Below are 19,362 nucleotides of genomic sequence, written 5' to 3' on the forward strand. Positions count from 1 at the left end.
GACGCCCTGAACCACGCCCGCTCCACGGTGTGTGGGTCGACGGCAGACGGGATGGAAGCAGGGTGAGTGGCGGCTAGTCGAGTGCTTGTGCTGCGACAGCAGTGCCAGCAGCACAAGCACTCAAGCGACTCAGCGGTGGTGATGCCACCAGTAGAGAGCTACTGCCCCGAGCCCGCTCAGGCTAGCCTTCACTCCGACACGCACCAGTTCATCCGTGGCAGAGTTCAACAGACGACGAAAGTGCTGCTGCGCGGGTCGTTCCACCAGGTCAGCACGGATGCGATTACGTGAGCGCTTGATCCTTACGGCTGTCGAGGAAGGGCGCTGTCGTACCTGGCGCCTACACTTCCTGTTGCTGGGAATGTGGACCTCCTTTGGTGATGTTCCCGACGGTGATGGCGGCCTCCTGCGTAGGACCAGGGGGCCGCCGCCGTTTCCGGTGGAGACCCTGTGGCCGCGAGCAACATTCTTACGCACCGCACTGACAGTCAGTGCCTCTCGCAGTCAACTCTCCTATTGGACGCAGGGCATGACGGCACGTCCGTGCCACGATGCCGGCCAGTCATTGCAGTTCAGTCGTCCCTAGTAGGTCAGGATCGAGTGCGCGCCCAGAGACTTCTCGAAGTCCGGTTGAACGTGCCAACGCCCTAGACGACCAGCAACTACCTCGCGCCCTGGTAGCCCTTGTGACGCACGTCAAGCGGCACTCTCTGCATAGATGTTCCACGTGAGACGTGGACACAGCAGAGCGAGAGAGTTCCGCCCGGAGTCGAACTTGACCTCGACGACACCGCACGCGGCGTACCCCAAGTACTGCTTGTCGAAGATGCACTTCGGGTCCATCACGGCTGGAGGAACCGGGTCGTGCGCTTGATGTACGCACCCAACTCGTCGTCCTTGCTGACGCCCTCGATCTCCACGGGCGCGCTCTTGACGCGGCTGGTCAGCTCGGACGCCTGCCACAGATGCAGCACCCGACAGGGCGTGGACCTGGTAGTCGCCTTGCGCAACAGGACGGTCATGTCACGGGGCCGTCCTCGTCGTCGGGGATCCGATCCTTGGGATGAGCAAGGTCGTAACAAGAGTCTCGACCTTGGGCAGGGCGACGTCGGGATCGCGAAGCGCCCATGACGCGGTAGCCCTTGAGGATTCTCTCGACTTCGCCGTCATGGGCGATGCCGATGCCCTCATCGGTCAACTCCTCCGAGCCCTTGTACTCTCCGCCAGAGGGCATGCCATAGACGGCGCTCCGCCGGGGCCGGTTACGCCGGCGCTGCCGGGTGCTCGCAGTCCGACTAGGTTCTGTCCGGCGGATATGGGCGTCGCTCCCAACTGAACCGGGTTTGTCAGTGGTGCGTGGTAAGTCTGTTCTCCTACCGATCGGCTCCTCAGGTGAAGGGTGAACAGCGATGGCGGGGGAGAGCTACGTCGACCACGAGGTCCTCAAGGTATTCGCGAAGAACAAGGTGAACGTACCGAAGGAGGAGGCGAAGGAGCGCCGCCGCCAGGTGAACTACCTGCGGGAGCAGCTGGAGGACTACATCGCCGCTCACCCGGACTTCGACCTGGTGAAGCTCCGCGCGTCCGGCAGCACGGCCAAGCACACAGCGATCCGTCGCAGGGGCGGGACAGGGTCTGACGCGGATGTCGCCGCGTACCTGAGCGTCAGTGACCCTGGCATCGACGTCTCGACGGTACTGGCGTGGCTGGAGGACCGCTGCAAAGAGGTCTACGGCAAGACGAAGGTCGCGGAGGACTTCAAGCCCTCGGACCACGCGGTCGGTATCACTATGCGGGGCTCCGGATTGAAGATCGACGTTGTGCCCGTGCTCTACACCGGGGAGCCTGACGACCGGGGCTACCTGGTCACCAGCAGCGGCGTCAAAGTACTCACCTCGGTCACGCTGCACCTGCGCTTCATCGAAAAGCGCAAGGGGGAGGCTGGCGACGGCTACCGGGAGCTGATCCGTCTGCTGAAGGCGTGGATCCGCGAGAGCAAGGAGGGCGATCCGCAGCTGCGCTGCAAGTCCTTCCTGATTGAACTCTTGGTCGCGCACCTCTGGGACGTCGGCTGGAACGGAAAGCCGCTGCAGGTCGACGACTATCCGCAGGCGATCGAGCAGGTCCTCTCCTACATCGTCCGCACCGGCCTGAAGACACCGATCGTCTTCACCGACTACTACACGGCCGACGAGGTGAGCGCGACGACAGACCCTATCCAGGTCTGGGACCCGGTCAACCCGGAAAACAACGTCGCTCGCGGCTACACCGAGTTCGACCGCCAGCGGTTGGTCAACCACGCCAAGACCACCCTCGATACCCTCACGACGGCCGCTTACGCGACCACGAAGAGTGAGGCGCTCGACCTCTGGCGCGAGCTGTTCGGCCCCACCTTCCCGGGAGAGTGATCATGACCGGCTCGTACTCCAGATCCGCTTCCGGTTCGTTCACGATCACCGATGCCCGCTACGTCGGAGGCAGAGTCGCCGCCGACCTGCGCCTGCTGTACAACCTCTACGGCGAGCCCTCCCTCGAGAGGATCGAGAAGTTCGCCGAGGAGGTCGCCCTGCTCCTGCGCGACGGCTATCTCGACACCGTCGACTACGGCTTCCGCGACACCGCAACCAATGCCTGGAAGTTCCGCCTGCGCTATAAGGCCACCGCCGGCGGCCAGCTCATCGACTCCCGACCAGGCAGCTTCCCGGACGCGGTCGACCTCACCGGCTACACCTTTCATAGCTTCCTGAACTACAGCTCCGCCTTTTGGCTCCTGACCAGCAGCCAGCAGGTCGGGGTCAAGGAGGCCCTGCCGATCTCCCGGACGACCGGCACCGCCCCGAGTGCCGACGCGGGCACCAGCACCACGGGCCACGGGTACGCCCGCAACGGCACCGGCGTCTCACGCGACGTCTACGTCGCCTACTAGTCCAGCACCATTGAGCAGGAGGAACGAGCACGTGACCAGCCAGGACGACCTGTTCCACCCCGTCATCGAGTTGCCCGAGCCCACCCGACGCGCCCGCTACGACCGCCTGATCGGCCTGGACGAGACGAAGCTGCGCCTGCGCAAGGAAGCCGCGCTCCTCGCGGACCCGCGCCGACTTCGGTCCTGGGCCGCGCAACATCACGGTGGCGACGTCGCCGCTCTCGCCCTGTTCACGGATCGGGCGCCTCTGTTCGTGTTCGCAGGCGACGTCGGCTCCGGCAAGTCTGCGCTGGCCGAATCCTTCGGCTGCGACCTCGCCGACTGGCTCGATCTGCCGGTGTACCTATACCGGCTCAAGCTCGCCACCCGCGGCAGCGGCCTGGTTGGCGAGATGACCTCCCTCATCGGAGACGCCTTTACCCACATGCACACGGTGGGCAAGCGCGCGTCGGGCTCTGGGGGAGCACGCGCAGTGCAGATTCTTGTCGTGGACGAGGCCGACGCCCTGGTGCAGTCCCGCGAGGCCCAGCAGATGCACCATGAGGATCGCGCCGGCGTCGACGCGTTCCTGGCCGGCATCGACGGCTTGACCGGTGCCATGCTCCCAGTCGTCATCGTGCTGTGCACCAACCGGGTCGGCGCCCTCGACCCGGCCGTCATGCGCCGCGCCGCGGCCACATTCACCTTCACCCGCCCCGGCGACGAGCAACGCCACGCAGTCCTCACCCAAGCTCTCGACGGACTCGGCATCCGGCCGGAGACCGTCCGCAAGGTAGTTGAGCTCACCGGCCCTACCGAGGGCCACCCCGGCTACACCTTCTCCGACCTCACACAGCGCCTAGTCCCGGCAGCTGTCTTCCGCGCCTTCCCCGACCGGCCCGTCATGGACGAGGACCTTCTCGCCCTTGCCGAGGAGCTGGAGCCCACCCCCGTATTTACTGAGGAGCGCTGATGGCCCACCTCCCCGCCCCCGGGCCCACCAGCGTCCGCACAACCGGTGACTACTACCAATGGCTCGTCGCCTGGGAGGCATGCCTGACCCTCCTCCGTGAGAACGCCGCCCGTTCGCACAACCCTGTGCGCGCCGTCGGCATCGAGCTTGACGGCGTCGGCAATCTCGACGATGTAGTTCTGCTGCGCGATGTTCCCCCGAACACCTACAAGCAGGTCAAGTATGCGGTTGACAGCGCCACACCGGTCAATACGGATTACCTGACCAAGCCCACCGACAGCGGCGGCCCGTCGATTCTCAAGAAGATCGCCAGGACGTGGAAGCAATTGACCGCGGACGGCGGCAGCGTCGAACTGCACCTGGTCACCAATCGGGTGGCCGACCCCGCCGATGACCTGGTGAAGGTCTGCGATGCCCGCACCGGGCTGCTGATGCCCAAGGCGGCCATCGGCGGGGACAAGTCGGATCGTGGCAAGGCCCGTGCCCGGTGGGCTGAAGAAGCAGGTCTGACCGAGGCCGAGCTCCTCGACCTGCTGTCGGTTCTGCACTTCGACCTGTCGGTGAACATGGTCAAGTACCAGGAGCACCTTCAGCTGTTGATGGCCGTCGCGGGACTGCGCCATGACCAGCAGGCGTTGGAGGCGGGGGCTGGCTGGGTGGCCAAGATGGTCCGGGACGGCCAGCGCAGACTCACACAGTCGATGGTCGAGACCGCCGTCGGCGAGTTGGCCCTGAAGGCCGGCCCCGCTCGGGCCGTCCTGTCGATTGCGACCCTCAAACCAGACCCGATGGCACCGGACGCCGACCACGCCATCGACTGGGTCGACCGCTTCGAAAGCGACTCCGAGTACACCAAGCGTCGGCCTCTGTCACCGAATAACTGGGCCCAGCTACAGGCGGACATTGAGGCCGCTCCAGGACGCCTCCCCGCCGGTACCAACGCTGTATCCGTCACGGGCAGCATCCGTCTAGCACCAGCCTTCCTGGTTGGTACCACCTTCCGCATGGTCACCGGAACCGACCTCGCAGTGCTGCAACGGGGGAGGGCTGGCAGCCAGCTCTGGTCTACCAATGACCCGTTTGAGACCGCCTTGGACCCGGAAGTCTCTGAGCACGAGGTCGGTCAGGGCGACGAGATCGCGGTCGCCATCGCGGTCGCGACGGAGATCACCACCGACGTCCTGGACTACCTACGCGAACACAACCTCCCGGTCGGTAAGCTCATCGTCCTGGCCCCGCCGAGTGGCAAGGCGAACGACGGCTCCGTCCCAGGCAGCACCGCCGCGAACGCCTTGGCTGTGGGCATCCGCGACCATCTCCGCCGCTCCACCCGCCGAGTTCTGCGCATGCATCTCTTCCTTGCTTGCCCGATGGGACTTGCTGTCCTACTGGGCAACCGGTGGAACCGGCTGTGCCAGACCGTCGTTTACGAGGACATCAAGATCGGCGACGGATACGAAGCGGCATTCACCGTGGAGGCATAGGAGGCCCAAGCCCAAGAGGCCGGACCTCAAAGTGCAGGGCTGGTACGCACGCTTAGGAGGGCGTACTCCGACCGTTGACAATCGGAGCCCGCATGACCCACCTGTAACAGCGCGCTGTCTGGCTCCGCTGCGTCGCCCTACCACAACAGCATCCATGGCGTCGAGCGATTCGCGTCTCTCACCCACCAAGCGCTAGCGTCTCCGTGAGCCACCGCCGAGGAACGCCCGCACGGGTCCCGCCAGCCGGACATGGGCAGAACCGCCACCTGCTCCGCCGCCCCTCGTCCTCGGGAGGGGCGGCCCATGGTCCACCTATGTCAGATCGCGCAGCGAACCACGGTTCAGTGGTGGGGACTAGGCCGTCGGCGAAGCAGGCGCCGTAGCAGTTCCACTGCGAGTCAGCTCAGCATTCACCTGTAGCTGCGTCAAGCTTCTGCGGCTGAGGCCCCTCCAAGGCAGCGGTGGTTGCTCTTGCTTCGAGGCCAGCCGTCCTCAAGCGCCTGGCCCTCCTCTCGCGGAGGCGGCGCCTCGCTTCCCTGTCTCGCTAGCCCCGTGGGCTCGACATCCGCGAGAAAATCCATCGGCGGCTTCGTTGCCTACGCTCTCGCTCCTCGCAGAAGGCCTCGTACTGCAACTCTTCGAAATCCGGATCGATGCCTTCAGCCATCATTGCGGCTGCGACCTCAGCGTAGTGACGAGGCTGCGGGATCTCCTTCTCGTAGATCATGTCGAGCCAAGCCGCCCTATGAGACTGTGCTGGGAGACCATCGCCCCTCACCGCAGCTTCGAGGTCAGCGATGGCGTCACCGAGATACGTCTCTACGACTTCGCGCCGACTGGCGTAGCCGTGGATCACGGACCACTGAGCAGTGCGCTCGCAGTTGCACTTCAGCCGTGCTCGTAGCTCGGCGTTGTGCAAGAAGGCACCTTCGTCCTCGATAGGTTCCAGCATCACGTAGATGTTCGCGCTCTCGTCGTCGAGGATCGCACGCCGTTTCTCCTTGAGGGCATCACGCATCTCACGGGCGCGTGCGCTATCACGGTCGGAGCGTTCCTTGGCGGCATCAAGCCTCATCTTGTGCCGCGTAGCTATGCCAGCTCCAAGGGCTCCAAGTATCGCGGTGAGTACCGGCAACAACCACGTCGTCATGACGTCAGTCTGCTGTTTCCAACCCGCATCCGTCACATCAGCTTCACATCCCGAGGCTTACACGGCGGAGCCGACGAACCGACGACGCATAGCGAGGATGACTGACCTCGCGATCAAGGCAGGGGCGGGATCTGTTCGACAACGACGTCGCGCCACAAGCGCACCAGATCGGGCGGCGAACAGCGGGGAACCACGGTGAACGCAGCCGGGTTCAACAAGGCAACATCGCGGCCGTTCGCCCAGTTCAGCGGCCGAGTCGGCCGCAAGGGACCTCAGCTTCCCAAGCTGAGGGGGCGAGCCTCGGTGCCGGCGCCCCGCGCTCAGCTGATGACCAACCCCGCGATGCCGAAAGCGAGTGTGAGGACGAAGCAGATCAGGCTCACTACCGTTGCAAGGCGCGGGACTTCGTCGCTGCGACGGAAGTTGGCCATGACGCCGTTAGACCAGAAGGCGCAGATCGCGACGATTACCGCTGGAACGAAGAGCGGCGTTCCGTGACACACGTATGCGGCACCCACAGCCAACCCAATGAGAACGATCAGCACTTTGTCCCCCTGCTGTCTGCGGCGGCTCCCCAACCCCGCGCGGTGGCCACAGACTAGGGAAGTACTGGGCAGTAGTGACCGGCTTCTGGCAGAGCTCCCGAGATCGGGCTCGTCTGTGCCGTCTCTGGGCCGTCCGACGTTGCTCAACAGTGGCCAATGACGACCAACGACGACGACCAGGTGCATGAGCCCACCACCCTTGAGCTGGGAAGCAGCAGGTCGTCAAGATCTCCGGCAAGACCCAGGGCAGGAAGAAGCAGCCTTCATCACACGAGTTTCCCAAGCTCAAAGCCTTCCGGCTGGGGGGAGCCGAGAGGACCGACGCCAACTACCTAGTTTTGAACTCGACCTTCCCGGTGCTCATTCGGAAGTTCCCATTCGAGTACAGGGTGGGACGGGCCTCGACGTGGTTACCGCTGTACTTCTCCACATGTCTGATCTGGGCACCGCCGGGCACGGTGAAGTCGATCAAGGCAATGGCAACCCAATAGGACAAGTTGCGATCATTGAATAGTGGCACCGTTACTGTGGAGCCCCGCCCGTCAGTGACAACTGCCCGAGCACCGTAAGACTTGAACGAACCCGTCCCGTTCTCCACTGCGCTGTAGGCACACAGAAGGACGTAGCCCTGGAGGTCTGGACGACGGATAGTGATCGTCTCGCAGCCAGGCACCCTGGAGTCGCCATCCAAAGCGATGTAGGGCGCCGCGGCGGACGATCCGAGCTGCCGGTAGTAGATGGCCTGATCCGACTTGTTCGGACGGTTGCCAGGTGGCGTGACAGCACTTCCAGGGACGTAGAGGGCATACAGATCAAGGTCAGCTCCGGCCTGCCTTCGGGCCGCGCTTCCGCCGTTCCACTCGAGTGTGGCTGTCACGATGAGGCTCGGGTCGTTTTTGCGCATATCGATGGTCGCCTGTCCGGCCTTGGTGAGGGCGACCTTGCCCAGCGGGACAAGAGGACGAACCGGTGTCGTGGATGGAAATGGCGGGACCACCGGCGGCGCAGTGGCAGTGTGTTGACCCTGCGTTGGCGTCGCGGGCGAAGCCTGTACTGCGGCGGGTCCTGGGTCATCTACAACAATGCCGAAGTCCGAGGCGAGACCTGCCAGTCCTGTATCCCATCCTTGGCCAACGGCTCTTGCCTTCCAACTGCCTGCGCGTCGGTAGAGCTCGATGACAATGGCCACCGTCTCCCGGTGCGTGAGCGGCGGCGGCTCGAAGGTGATCCGCATACTTCCGCATTCGACGACCGCGTGGGGGGTATTGCTCGCGTCGAAGTGAGCGGCCCTCAGCTCGGGGTCGATGCTGGCCACAACCACAATGCGATCGATTGCCGCGGGGATCGCAGCCAGGTCCGCGACGATCGTCTGCCCGTTCAGTTCGACCCTGTCCTGTGATGAGTGGTTGTAGAAGACCAAATCGTCATCGCTCCGCACCTTTCCGTCCTGGCCAAGGAGGACGGCAGACACGTCGATGCCTGTAGTCGGGGAACTGAGGGCGACGCGACACACCGCCGCGGGCAAGACGGCGTTGCCGCCTTTGGTAAGAGTCGTAGTCATGCGTGGCCTCTCACGGTGGTTCCTACATAGTGGTCTCCCTGGTCGATCCGTGCAGGCCAAACGCTGATCTCGTACGGTGAGCGCGTCCGAGACGACCATGTTTTGAGATGCCACGATGTGCGCCGGCAGCGCTGCTGCCGCCCGTCTCAGTTCCCGTCCCATTCAGGCCGTTCACGGTCGTTCAAACGAGACCAAGAGCCACTCCCACACCAGCGGCCAACCTCTCATGAACCAAGGTGGTCGGCCCCGAGTGACGTCCGAGACCCGCCAACGGTTGGAAAGCGTGCGTCCGCCCCGCGATAGGGGTGCGCGGCTGGCGCTGGCAGGTCACCTCGTGGCCATCGAGGAAGCCCGGCCGGCGGTTAGATGCCGGACGCGTCTCCGAGCCGCCCCCAAGCAGGCCGGGGATGAAGCCATCCCTTCAGAACGGGCCCCCGACTGAAGACCGTGTGCGGGGTTGCCATGCGGATATGTCAGCGATGCTTCCCTAGAGACGGCAGCCCACCAGATACCGTCCGCACACTGGTGCTTACACGCACTACAGGCAAGGGCTGCTTCGTGGCGCGAATCTGCTTCTTTTGCTTCCGGCGACGGCCTAGCTCTCTGTCGCGATCCGCTTGGGCTCTCTTGGCTGCCTGACGGGCCATAAGTTCAAGTGCGGCCTGCTGCTTCGCCATCTCCTCTTTGTGTCGCGCCATGGCTTCGGAAGCTGACTCGCCAACAGACGGTTTAGTCATGATCCCCCTGACCGCACTGCCACACCGTGCCCGCAATGGTCTGCCCCATGACCCGTCTCTGCAAGGGAAATCGCAAATTAGCCCCCTGGAGACTAGAGCTGTCGGCTCTGCTGGCAACGGGCCTGCCGATGACCGACCGTCATCGGCAGGATCGCAGCTTCCCAAGTTGATGGTGTTGAGCGGGTATCCGCGGATCGCTACTGGAGGAAGGCCGGCCGAGGGAGCGATGCGGGCCGCGGCGACAGAAGGTGGGCGACCACCCTCGGCTCGGCGGCCAGGACAGCAACGGCCTCACACTTAGTTCCCGGACCTGTCCCCCGCAGGCTTACTGCTGAGAGCTGTGCCCCATCGGCGATCAACCGGGACCAGACACCGGCTTTCTGCTTGTTGACGTAGCCAATTGGGTTGCTTTCACCGTTGGAGTAGACCGCTACAGCATGGGCGTCGTGAGGGTTATCCGGCTCAGGCACCAGGCGCAACGGCTGGCCTGGTCGCAGATCAGCTTGTCTTGCCGCCGCCTGGTAGTACGTCACACCTCGAAGGTTCGCCACGTAGAGACCGGCTCGCTGAAGCCGCCGGTCGGTTGGACCGACAAGCAGGCCCGTAGTGTCCTCACACAGGCGAAGGCCGCCTTGGTACTCAACGAGGTGGAGAAGGTGCAGGCGTCCGGGCGGTGGCACGAAGCGGTCCGCGGGCCCGTCTGACGGCACGTACAAAATTCCCCCTTCGCCGCTGAATCACCGCAGCCTTCCATGCGAGTCAACCGCGCGCGACCGGTTCGTACGAACACTGCTCTGACGAGCAAATGACATCCATCGCTGACATCAACGAGCAGAGACAGCGACGTGCCGAGGCAGCCGTGCATGGATCTAGCGCAGCCTTCTCGCACCGACGTACGGGGCAGACGGAGCCGCTCGATCGAACTCCTAATGCGGTGCTCACGCACGAGCACCCTCCCGGGCCGTCCTGGGGCCGTGGAAGGGCGCTCGATGGTGACCAACGTCGACAACTGCCGACAGCTCAGCAGCAGGTCAGAGGGGTGATCGGTTAGGCAGCCGCAGGTCACGGCCGCCCTTGATCAGTTGTGGCTGTTCAGTAGCTCAGCCCCAGCCACCGGATCGCACCCTCACCTCTACGAGCGGGAGGGGTAGGGCTGGCCTGCCCCCACAGTTGCCGGCACTTGCCACACCCATTAGAAACTCCACTGGTCTTGGCAAAGAGCCGCAGGGACCCAGTCACGCTGCTTACTCTGCGTCTATGCCGTCTAATGAGCGCATACCCAAGTACGCATGGCTTCCGTCCATGGCGGTATCTGCCTGCTCTCGCCTTTCCGAAAGATTCGCGCACAGACTGGGGGAACGGCGACAGATACTGGCAGACTTTGCATTAATGCTGGGAATGACAGTTCAAGCCCCGAAAGGCATGAGGAGAACCGACCAAGATATCCTCGACGGACTTACACTGGCCAGCGAAATCAAAATATTGACCGAGTCATCCGAATCCGCGCTACTGAAGGAGGCAAGGCGAAGAGGCATCAGTTTCCAACACATAGCACGCGCTATGGGACTTGCTAGTCGCCAGGCTGCAGAACAGCGGTACGTCAGGATCGTCCACGGCGAAAGCGAGGCCGAGAACAATCGACACGTCAGACGTCGCAATTCCCGATTCGGTCACTCCCGTGATACTCGAAACGAGTTCGAGAACCACAACATGAACTTGTTCATAGCTTTCAGGTCGAAACTACTGAACGATATGTACGAATCGTTCAGCGTGGATCATGAAGCGACGGATGCAGACTCGAGTCCGATCTCGACGGATTCATCAACTGCTGGCGAAGAACCAGAAGCCCAGTGAAAGCCGCCACCTGGTCAGGTGGCGCCATCGCACACACCAAGCCCAGCACGGCGATTTGCAGAGCCTCACTCCCCCGAAGAAGAGACACACAGTGCGACCGAAGCCGTCGCATTCCTCGCAATATCTTCGACATTCCCAACCCCTCTCGTGCGCTTTGTTTTTCGCGCATACACAGCCTGGAGAAAGGATGGCAATCCGAGAGGACACACCAGGAAGTTATCATGCGTGTTAGGTCTCAACGGGGACGTTCCACCGCAGGTCAGAGACCTGTTCCGGCGCCTAGTTCCGGCCAGAAGTGTCAACGACCCATTGACACTCCGCATGCCGCCTCGGAGGTGACCGATCGCGCTGTCCCTGCCGGCTTCTGGACTTGAGTGAGTGTCTAACTGCGTGACAACGCCGACAGACAACGGCAGACGAGCCCGGACGCCTGCGGACCATCAGTGCAGGTCACACGCGCATCAAACCAAGGCAGAGCGCCTGCCCTAGTTGCTTCGGGACGAAGAAGTCACCACGCCGAGGCTTCGTCACTACGCCTCCGCCGCCGCTACTTGCTCTGTTGGACGTCATCGGACTGCATGGCTGAGCACGGTGGGGGTGCAGCGAGGCCACGCGCGCCTGGTTGGTTGGCGCGCCCGCCGTCGTGGCTGGCTTTCTGTGGCTGAGGTTCAGGCGCTCGTCACAGGGTTCGTCTCTGCCTCGGTGTGCGATGCGTCTGCACCGGGTTGGCACAGTGTGATGGGGAGGGGAGCCCGGGTTGGTCTTCGGGCTCCCCTCCCCGTGTAGAAGGGAGGAGCGTCATCGGCAAGTGCTCTTGTGTGGACGCGTCTTCAGATGCCGTGCGGTTCGTTCATCGCCAGTAGGTGACCGCGGCTGATCGCGACGCGGAGGACGTCTCGTAGGGCCCCGGTCAGTTCCTTCGCCAGCCGTTGCTTTTCCTCCGGGGCCGCGTCCTGGTCGTCGAGCGTTTCGGAGGCTCGCTCCAGGAGCTCCGCAGCCGTGCCGAGTTGGACCGATTCGATGTTGTCCGCCAGGCGGGACATGAAGCCGTTGCGGTCGTCGGTGCTCAGGTAGCAGGGGTTTCCGCCGGGGCCCGACCACGGGAGGAGTCGCAGTTCGTCCTGTGCCGTCATCCTTGCGTCTGCCTCTCGTCGATCACGTGGTGGGTGGTGAAGACCGCGTCGATGCGATCGCCTGGGAAGGCCAGCAGTGCGGCTTCGACAACACGTCCAGCGAAGTCGGTCGCCGTGCGCGTGATGGCGAGGACCGGCAGGGTGAAGCCGATCCGAAGGGCCGATGCTTCGTCCGGCGTCGGTGGACGGGCGCAGACCGTCTCCCGGACAGCGGCCGGCGCAGGACCGAGAACGGCGAATCTCTTGGCTTCTTCTCCCTGCGTGGCTTCGCCGTCGAGCACTTCGGCCGGCACCAGGTCGCGCGGGATGTAGATCCGGGCCAGTCCGTGCGGTGACGCTCCTTCGAAGCTGAGGCACGAGAACTCGACAGCGGGACTGCCCATGGGCACGTTGAGCAAGGTCGTGAGATGTCCGTGCGCCTGGACCGTGGTGGTGCGAACGGTGACGCGCAGGGCCGTTTCGGCAGCGGTCCACGGGTCCAGGGTTCCCCAGCCACCGACGTACATGATCTTGCGGAGGGGGCGGCGGACGAAGTTGCCCTTGCCGTGGATCTTCTCGACGAGGCCTTCCCCTTGAAGTGCAGCAAGGGCGCTCCGCAGAGTCAGCGTGCTTACCTCGTACCGGGCGGCCAAGTCAGCTTCGGACGGGAGGCGTTCACCGGGCTGGATACGGCCGGTCGTGATCTGTTGTCGGAGGTCGTCGGCGATGTCGTGATGGCGAGAGGGCACGGACTCGGTCACCTCCTTCTCAGCGGCCGCACGGCGAGGAGCCGGGTGCGTGCGTGGATGGTGCGCAGCTCGCCCGACTCGAAGAGCAGTTGCTTGGCTCCCTGGGGGAGCTGGAAGAGGTCTCTCACCCGGCAGGCCCGACCGCCGAGTTGGATGACGTCGCCGCGCTGCACGGTGGCCGCGGTGACCTCGACGTTGCCGACCAGCGCGCCGCCGGGAGCCCATGCACTCATCGCTCCACCTCCGAGGGAGGGATTCGGTCGGCTGCCGGGTGGCACGGGCAGTCGCACGCTTCGTAGATCACGGGAAGGTCGGCTGGAGCCGAGGCCGGGGAGGACTCCGCGCAGGCGAGGTGCGTACCGATGCGGCAGGCGGTCGAGCGGTAGGGAACGGCTGAGGCGTCCGCGATGCGGAGGTGCCGGCGAGACGGCCTTGGGGACGTCGAGGGCATCAGCGGACCCCCGCGAGGGCCGACCACGCGTTGATCGGCAGATGGGAAGCGACGACCACCGAGCGCGTGCGCTCGCGCTTCTCCCAGGCCAGCACGTACGGGCGGACGAGTGCGATGTCATCAGCCGCGAGCGAGTACCGGCGGTCCGCGTCGGTGGAGGCCCGACTCAGGATGACCGTCAATGCGTCAGCGGACGCCGAGAAAGCGGAAGCGGTCGACGGGCAGGTAGCCGTTAAGGGGCGGCGGTGCCTGCCCTTTGCGGAGTGGCGCGCCCTGGTGAGGGATACGGCGCGGCGGATACGGTTGAGCACGCTGGTCAGCTCCTATCGCTGATGGCCCGGTCCCCCGACATCGCCCGTCGTGGGGACCGTTTTGCGTACGACCGCCCAAAGGGTGCGGCCGTTCAAGCTGGTGGCGAGGAGCCCGAACCGGTCGGCTTCAGCCACCACGTCCAGGACCTCCCGCCATAACTCGGCGGAGAGCCGGTCCGGCAGCTCCGCTTCGACCGACGCATGACGGCGGTGTTCCTCCACTCGCGCGGGAAGCCCGAGGGTGGACAGCCGTGCGGCCATGGCTGCCGCGCTGACTTCCGAAGCGGGCACAGGGCAGCCTCCGTCACTGGCGATCACTTTCAGTGAAGCTAGTTAACTAGATTAGGGCTAGTGGACTAGATTTTCCATATGTCTGAGCAGCCGCCCTATCTCCGCATCGCCGACGAACTCCGGCGCCGGATCGCGGAACACGTGTGGGAGCCGGGCGATCGCCTGCCCTCTCGCGCCCAGATCGGCCAGGAGTGCGGAGTGGGCGAGAACGTGGTCCGCCGGGCACAGGAGCTGCTGATCTCCCACGGAGTGCTGGAGGGGCGCGCCGGGTCGGGTACCTACGTCGCCGAGCCTCGACAGCGAGTGCGGGTCGTACGGTCGTCGGCTCGGGAGCACCCCAGCGAGTCGCCCTTCCGGACGGATATGAGAGCCGTGGGCAAGCACGGTGGCTGGGAAAGCCGGACGGATGCCAAGGTGCCGGCGCCTGTCGACATCGCGGCGCGGCTCGGGATCTCCGAGGGCGAGTCGTGCGTCCGGACGGCGTACGAGTTCCTGGCGGACGGCAAGCCGGTGCAGCTCTCGACGAGTTGGGAGCCGTACGACCTCACCGCGGGCTCTCTCGTCGTCCTCCCTGAGGGAGGCCCGCATGCCGGGGCCGGTGTCGTGAACCGCATGGCCGCGATTGGAGTCACCGTCAGCCACGCCGTGGAGCAGCCGGAGCCGAGGCGGGCGACCGCCGAGGAGGCGTCGCTGCTCGGCATCCAGAAGGCCGCGCTCGTTACGCACATCCGGCGGACGTACTACAGCGACCAGGGGCGGCCCGTCGAGACCGCGGACATCGTGGTGCCCGCGGCGCACTGCGAGATCGTCTACGAGATCCCGGTCAACCGCTAACAGGCTTTGCTTCCTGTGGCGGACTCGGCAGGTTGTGCCACGCGTGGCTGCACCCCTCGGCGCAGTACAGCGTCCGCCTGCGGGTGTCGGCGATGGTGAAGAGGGCGACGAGCAGGCGGAACGACTTGGTGAGTTCGTAGGTCGGGAGTTGGTCCATTCCGAAGCGCCACTTCGTCAGCATCACGGCCGGCGTGTGAGTCGGGCGAATGCCGGAACGCGTGATGCTCTCCGGCACGTCGTCCTCGCGAGCGCGGGCCTGCCCACAGAACAGTGCCAGCGCGTGCAAAACCTTCCGCTGGTCGTCCTCCGAGAGGCCTTCGAACCACTCGACACCCTCGGCCGTCGGCCTGAGGCCCTGTGCAAGTTCGTTCAGGATCACCTCGTGTGCGTACAGCACAGGCTTCCCCCCATGGTTTCGGGCTGACGCTACGCCCCAGAGCTCCCGTGAGCAGCCAGGTTTACATGACCTGATGATCCGACCCTGATGAATGCAGCGGCGGGCTCGGCAGCAAGCGGAGGCGGGCGCCTGTCGAATCCGTGTCGACGTTCGCATGCTGGGGCGTTCAGTTGAGAAATCGGAGCAGGTCAGCCCATGGGTAATACTCAACACGCGAGGCGCCTTCTAAGCGCTTGGCCGCAGGTTCGAGTCCTGCCGGGGGCGCCAGTCTCCGCCCTCCCGTTCGGGAGGGCTTTTTGCTGGTCAGAGTAGGTTTCACTCGATACGGCGACGTTCCGAACGTCTTCCCGATGATCAAGGGGGAGGGTTCGGGGCGGTTCGGCCGGCGGTGGGTTTTCGCGGGCGGCCGTGCCGAATGCGCGTCGGCGGCAGCCTCGGCCCGCGGCGGGCGGCCGGGAGGATCTCCCGCGGCTTCGGGGCACTCTTTCAAGTCAGGGAGCCGTCCCTCGACGCATCAGGACGCTGTTCCCGGACCGGCTCGGAGCAGCCGTGTCGATCGGCAGCTTGCATCACTGGTCTCCGGGAGCGGACCTCCCAGAGCTTGTCGAACGCGCGGCGGCGGGCGCGGGCTGCGGTCGGCGCGGGTCCAGTTGGGGAAGTGACGCAAGGGGCGCGCTGCTTCACGGCTGCGCGCCCCTTGCGTGTTGCCTCACGGCTGCGCGCCCCTGCGTGTTGCTCGGAGGCCGGCCCCGTCGCTGCTTCACGTCGACGGAATCGCCTGTGGCCGCGGCGGGGCCGGTCCCGGGTGGCCGCCGGGCCTCAGGCCGTCGTCGCCGTGTCCTTGGAGGGGGCCCGGCGGGAAGTCGTACCGTCCAGATGGACCACCACGCCGGTGTAGAAGCGGTTCACCGCGTCGTCGACGCTGCGGATGAAGCCCGACTCCGCGTTCCCTCGCGTGCTTCCCATGCTCTTGAGGAGGGACAGCCGGAAGCCGGTGATCTGGGACGCGGGCTCCTTGGGCAGCATGTCGGCCGGCTCGGGGCGGAGGCGTTCGAGCGTTCCCCGGGGGCCGGTCGTCTCGCCTTCGACGAGGGTCTCGACGTGAAGATCCGCCGGAGCCTCGGCCAGGCGGCGCACCAGTCGCTTCGCCCACGACAGGGGGTAGCCCTGCTCGGGTGCCGGGATCTCGATCGAGATGCGGAGCCTGCCCGTACGCAGGTCCGCGCTGATCGCCAGGACGCCGGGCGTCCCCTCGATGCGCAGCTCCGACTGAAGGCGCCCGTCGAGACAGAGCTGATCCGCGAGACGGCCGCGGAGCGCCTTCGGATCGGTTCCGCGTCTGGTGCGCTGGACCGGCAGCACCTTCTGCCCCAGTTCGCCGCCCAGCCGCAGGCAGACCTGGCGGATGAGGCGTTCCCAGCTCTCGACGACCTCCAGCGCGCGAGGGTCGCCCTGGCACAGGGTCTCGTCGTCGATTCCGTTGCGCACCGGTACCCAGGCCGGACCCATGTTCTGGAAGCCGTGGCAGCCGGAGTTCTCGTGCCGCAAGTAGTGCAGCAGCTCCTGGAGGAGCCAGGCGTGCGCCGCGTTGCCGACGCCCTCGTGCCTGATCAGCAACTGTGCCTGATGCGCGACTTCCGCCCACGACAGGTGCCACAGGGCCACCTTGTGCTTGCGTCGCTTGTCGATCTTGACCTCGACGAGCGGGCTGCCCTCCAGAGCGACATCGTTCGACAGGGTGATCACGGCCTCGTAGCCGCGGCGCGCGGCGATGTCCATGTACGCCTGGACCTGCTCGTCCTTGAGCGCGCTGCCGTTGGTCTTCGTCTCGACGAGCGCCGTCCACAGCTTGCCGGCCCGCTCGACGCGGATCACCCCGTCGGGGCGACGGGGGGTGTCTCCGTGCGGCAGGGTGACCTCGGTGAAGGTCTCCATGCGTCCGGCCGGCGCTCCGAACGCGGCGGTGAGTCTCCGGCCGAACTCGGGGACCTGAGCCATCACGGACAGCAGCACCGAGGTCGCACGCGTCTCGCGCTCCCGGTCGCTCTTGAGCGCCGACGCCGGGAAGAGCCGCGCGGCCCTCCACGACTCGTTCTCGGCCAGCGTCTTCCTGGCGGCCTGGGGCAGGGTGACCTTCTTCTTGGCCGTACGAGGTCTCGCCGCCGTCTTCGTCGGCTGCCCCTCGTCCTCGGGCTGACGAGGGGAGGGGACCGCCGCGAGGGTCTCCCGCGGCTGGGGTTCGCCCGCCGACGCCGACGCCGACGCCGACGCCGGGGCCGGGTCCGATGCCTGGGCCGGCGCCAGCGCCGCTCCCGTTGCCGGCTCGGCCGTCGTCGGGTCCGCCTGGTCGTCGCCCTCGGTCTCGTCCAGCGGCTTCTCGGCCGCCGCGTCGTCGTCGATGTCGACCCCGAAGTCCGTGGCCAGACCGGCGAGACCCACGTCGTAACCCTGGCCGACGGCGCGGAACTTCCATTCCTCCGCCCGCCTGTACAGCTCGCCGAAGATGATCGCGCTCACCGAGTCGGCGTCGTCGATGGCGAAGTTGAGGAGGTCCTCGCCTCCGCCGTCCGCCAACGCCAGTCTCACGCGGTCCAGTTCTCCGAAACGGGCGCCCTCGTAGCGGCTGGCGGCCAGGACGATCCGGTCGACTTCGGGGGAAACCGCGGTCAGGTCGAAGCTGATCCGGTCCTCGTTGCCGTCCGCCGTCGGCGTCTTGCCCAGAAGCTGCACGCTTCCGTCCGCGGCGACCGGGTTGTTGTAGAAGTAGAAGTCGGCGTCGCTGCGGACCTTGCCGTTCTCGTCCAGCAGGAGGACGGACACATCGGCGTCCCCTTCGCCGGTCGGGCTCCCCCAGCCCAGACTGACGATCACCGAATCGATGTTCTCGCTCAGTGCCGCGAGAGAAACGTTCGACCCCTTGACCATGTCGTGCATAAAGCCCCCCAGAACAGTGCAACTTGCTGTGCCTGCACCTCCATCCGGCCGTCTGGTGCCCGGCGTTGTGCGGTGATCGGTGCGCGGGCGACTGTAGTGCCCATGAACCACATCTGCAGGAGTCGCGCAGAATCCGTGTGGGAATCGTGGACGAGTCCTTAAGCTGTCCACCCTGATCAGCCCCGGAGCAGGCGAGGACCGCCGGAGCAGGCGAGGACCGCCGGAGCAGGCGAGGACCCCCGGACGAGTCCAGGGGTCCGGAGTGGAACAGCTCGCGGGCGGCGCGGCCACCTTGGCGGGACGCCGCCGTCACCTCAGCGTGTGTGACGTCCTGCCCGATTCCGCGTCGATCTCGTCGTGGGCCTTGGTCAGCAGTTGCATGGCGAGCTCGTTCAGGGCCCGCGCGCCCGCGACCTCCTCGCCGACCCTGGGCTGGTTCGAGTCGGAGGGGTGGCGGCTGGCGTATCCGTGGGCTCGTACCTCGCTGCCGTCGGGAAGTCGCAGCAGGGCGGCCGCGCGGGTGCGGTGGTCGTCCTCCTGGAATTCCATCTCGACGTGCCAGCCGACCGTGGTCCGTGCCTGCATCGCTGTCATTTGTGTCATCGCGATCACCTCCGAAGCAGCCGCCCCCGGTGAAGCCCCTAAGAAGAAGTGTGCCCCTCCGGCCGTCCTGGCACGAGGCGAGGGCACGGAGGGTCACAGGGGGTGGCGCAACCGTGGCTGTGCGGCGACCGAGGCGGGCGTCCGGTGTCCGTCGTCCGCGCGGACGGATCCGCACCGACAGGTCCGCGGACCGGCCGGCCCACCGTCCGCCACCGAGATCCGGCTCAGTCCGCTGACGCTGCCCTGTGCACGTATCTGCCCGCCCGTCGAGACCATCAGGTGAGCCGTGCCCGGCAGGCGACGCTGGTGATCGACGCCGCCGACCGGGAGAGCCGTTCCGAGAGTCGTTCCGCGCCGAACGGGCAGCCGTCGATCACACGCCCCCGCCATGGCCCCGCCCGGCGGGGGGGGGCGGGGGGCCGCGCGCCCCCCCGCGCCGCGCGGCGGGGGGGTGTGGTGTTTTTTGTGTCA

19 protein-coding genes are annotated in these 19,362 nt (G+C 65.7%); 5 read left to right on the forward strand and 14 right to left on the reverse strand.

From position 1 onward, the window contains the following. Positions 1-696: 696 nt before the first annotated feature. Positions 697-846 carry a hypothetical protein gene (locus ACFXGX_RS27425; protein WP_384795951.1) on the reverse strand — a complete coding sequence of 50 codons (150 nt, stop codon included), beginning with the start codon at positions 844-846 and terminating at the stop codon, positions 697-699. Further along, the gene (locus ACFXGX_RS27430; protein ID WP_384795953.1) at positions 843-1,022 is read right to left on the reverse strand and encodes a hypothetical protein; all 180 of its coding nucleotides are present in this window, start codon (positions 1,020-1,022) and stop codon (positions 843-845) included. Before ACFXGX_RS27430 ends, ACFXGX_RS27425 begins: the two co-directional genes overlap by 4 nt. A gap of 387 nt (positions 1,023-1,409) precedes the next feature. On the opposite strand from ACFXGX_RS27430, the gene ACFXGX_RS27435 reads away from it, so the two are divergent. Genes ACFXGX_RS27435 through ACFXGX_RS27450 form a run of 4 tightly spaced genes read left to right on the forward strand, consistent with a single transcriptional unit; the run spans position 1,410 to position 5,362 of the window. Beyond that, positions 1,410-2,408, forward strand: a complete 999-nt coding sequence (locus ACFXGX_RS27435; protein WP_384795955.1) for a CBASS oligonucleotide cyclase — start codon at positions 1,410-1,412, stop codon at positions 2,406-2,408. 2 nt (positions 2,409-2,410) lie between these two features. After that, a complete protein-coding gene (locus tag ACFXGX_RS27440; protein WP_384795957.1) occupies positions 2,411-2,926 on the forward strand; it encodes a hypothetical protein in 516 nt (171 codons plus the stop codon). A gap of 31 nt (positions 2,927-2,957) precedes the next feature. Further along, entirely contained in the window at positions 2,958-3,878 is a 921-nt protein-coding gene (locus ACFXGX_RS27445; protein ID WP_384795959.1) for an AAA family ATPase, read from the forward strand. After that, positions 3,878-5,362 carry an SAVED domain-containing protein gene (locus tag ACFXGX_RS27450; protein ID WP_384795961.1) on the forward strand — a complete coding sequence of 495 codons (1,485 nt, stop codon included), beginning with the start codon at positions 3,878-3,880 and terminating at the stop codon, positions 5,360-5,362. The genes ACFXGX_RS27445 and ACFXGX_RS27450 overlap by 1 nt, the downstream gene beginning before the upstream one ends. A gap of 544 nt (positions 5,363-5,906) precedes the next feature. On the opposite strand, the gene ACFXGX_RS27455 is transcribed toward ACFXGX_RS27450, so the two are convergent. The 9 genes from ACFXGX_RS27455 to ACFXGX_RS27495 all read right to left on the reverse strand — a co-directional run bounded on the left by ACFXGX_RS27455 (position 5,907) and on the right by ACFXGX_RS27495 (position 14,123). Beyond that, positions 5,907-6,512, reverse strand: a complete 606-nt coding sequence (locus ACFXGX_RS27455) for a hypothetical protein (RefSeq protein WP_384795963.1) — start codon at positions 6,510-6,512, stop codon at positions 5,907-5,909. 320 nt (positions 6,513-6,832) lie between these two features. Continuing rightward, on the reverse strand, positions 6,833-7,057 hold the full coding sequence (locus ACFXGX_RS27460; RefSeq protein ID WP_384795965.1) for a hypothetical protein: 225 nt from the start codon (positions 7,055-7,057) through the stop codon (positions 6,833-6,835). Between the two features lie 328 nt (positions 7,058-7,385). Then, a complete protein-coding gene (locus ACFXGX_RS27465; RefSeq protein WP_384795967.1) occupies positions 7,386-8,618 on the reverse strand; it encodes a TerD family protein in 1,233 nt (410 codons plus the stop codon). A 934-nt stretch (positions 8,619-9,552) separates the two neighbouring features. Further along, on the reverse strand, positions 9,553-10,065 hold the full coding sequence (locus ACFXGX_RS27470) for an HIRAN domain-containing protein (RefSeq protein ID WP_384796034.1): 513 nt from the start codon (positions 10,063-10,065) through the stop codon (positions 9,553-9,555). Between the two features lie 1,974 nt (positions 10,066-12,039). Beyond that, on the reverse strand, positions 12,040-12,342 hold the full coding sequence (locus ACFXGX_RS27475) for a hypothetical protein (protein ID WP_384795969.1): 303 nt from the start codon (positions 12,340-12,342) through the stop codon (positions 12,040-12,042). After that, on the reverse strand, positions 12,339-13,082 hold the full coding sequence (locus ACFXGX_RS27480; RefSeq protein WP_384795971.1) for a GntR family transcriptional regulator: 744 nt from the start codon (positions 13,080-13,082) through the stop codon (positions 12,339-12,341). Before ACFXGX_RS27480 ends, ACFXGX_RS27475 begins: the two co-directional genes overlap by 4 nt. Continuing rightward, a complete protein-coding gene (locus ACFXGX_RS27485) occupies positions 13,079-13,303 on the reverse strand; it encodes a hypothetical protein (RefSeq protein ID WP_384795973.1) in 225 nt (74 codons plus the stop codon). The genes ACFXGX_RS27480 and ACFXGX_RS27485 overlap by 4 nt, the downstream gene beginning before the upstream one ends. A gap of 217 nt (positions 13,304-13,520) precedes the next feature. Next, on the reverse strand, positions 13,521-13,703 hold the full coding sequence (locus tag ACFXGX_RS27490; RefSeq protein WP_384795975.1) for a hypothetical protein: 183 nt from the start codon (positions 13,701-13,703) through the stop codon (positions 13,521-13,523). 141 nt (positions 13,704-13,844) lie between these two features. After that, entirely contained in the window at positions 13,845-14,123 is a 279-nt protein-coding gene (locus tag ACFXGX_RS27495) for a hypothetical protein (RefSeq protein ID WP_384795977.1), read from the reverse strand. A gap of 78 nt (positions 14,124-14,201) precedes the next feature. Between ACFXGX_RS27495 and ACFXGX_RS27500 the strand changes: the two genes are divergently transcribed. After that, positions 14,202-14,957, forward strand: a complete 756-nt coding sequence (locus tag ACFXGX_RS27500) for a GntR family transcriptional regulator (protein WP_384795979.1) — start codon at positions 14,202-14,204, stop codon at positions 14,955-14,957. Here the strand turns inward: ACFXGX_RS27500 and ACFXGX_RS27505 are convergent. The 3 genes from ACFXGX_RS27505 to ACFXGX_RS27515 form a co-directional block, all read right to left on the reverse strand. Continuing rightward, positions 14,947-15,336 carry a DUF5958 family protein gene (locus tag ACFXGX_RS27505; protein ID WP_384795981.1) on the reverse strand — a complete coding sequence of 130 codons (390 nt, stop codon included), beginning with the start codon at positions 15,334-15,336 and terminating at the stop codon, positions 14,947-14,949. The two genes, ACFXGX_RS27500 and ACFXGX_RS27505, sit on opposite strands and share 11 nt — an antisense overlap. A gap of 837 nt (positions 15,337-16,173) precedes the next feature. Further along, positions 16,174-18,288, reverse strand: coding sequence for a TerD family protein (locus ACFXGX_RS27510; protein WP_384795983.1), 2,115 nt, complete (start codon positions 18,286-18,288; stop codon positions 16,174-16,176). Between the two features lie 309 nt (positions 18,289-18,597). Next, a complete protein-coding gene (locus tag ACFXGX_RS27515; protein ID WP_384796036.1) occupies positions 18,598-18,882 on the reverse strand; it encodes a DUF1876 domain-containing protein in 285 nt (94 codons plus the stop codon). Between the last annotated feature and the right edge of the window lie 480 nt (positions 18,883-19,362).

Source organism: Streptomyces sp. NPDC059371 (assembly GCF_042751995.1).
Taxonomy (GTDB): domain Bacteria; phylum Actinomycetota; class Actinomycetes; order Streptomycetales; family Streptomycetaceae; genus Streptomyces.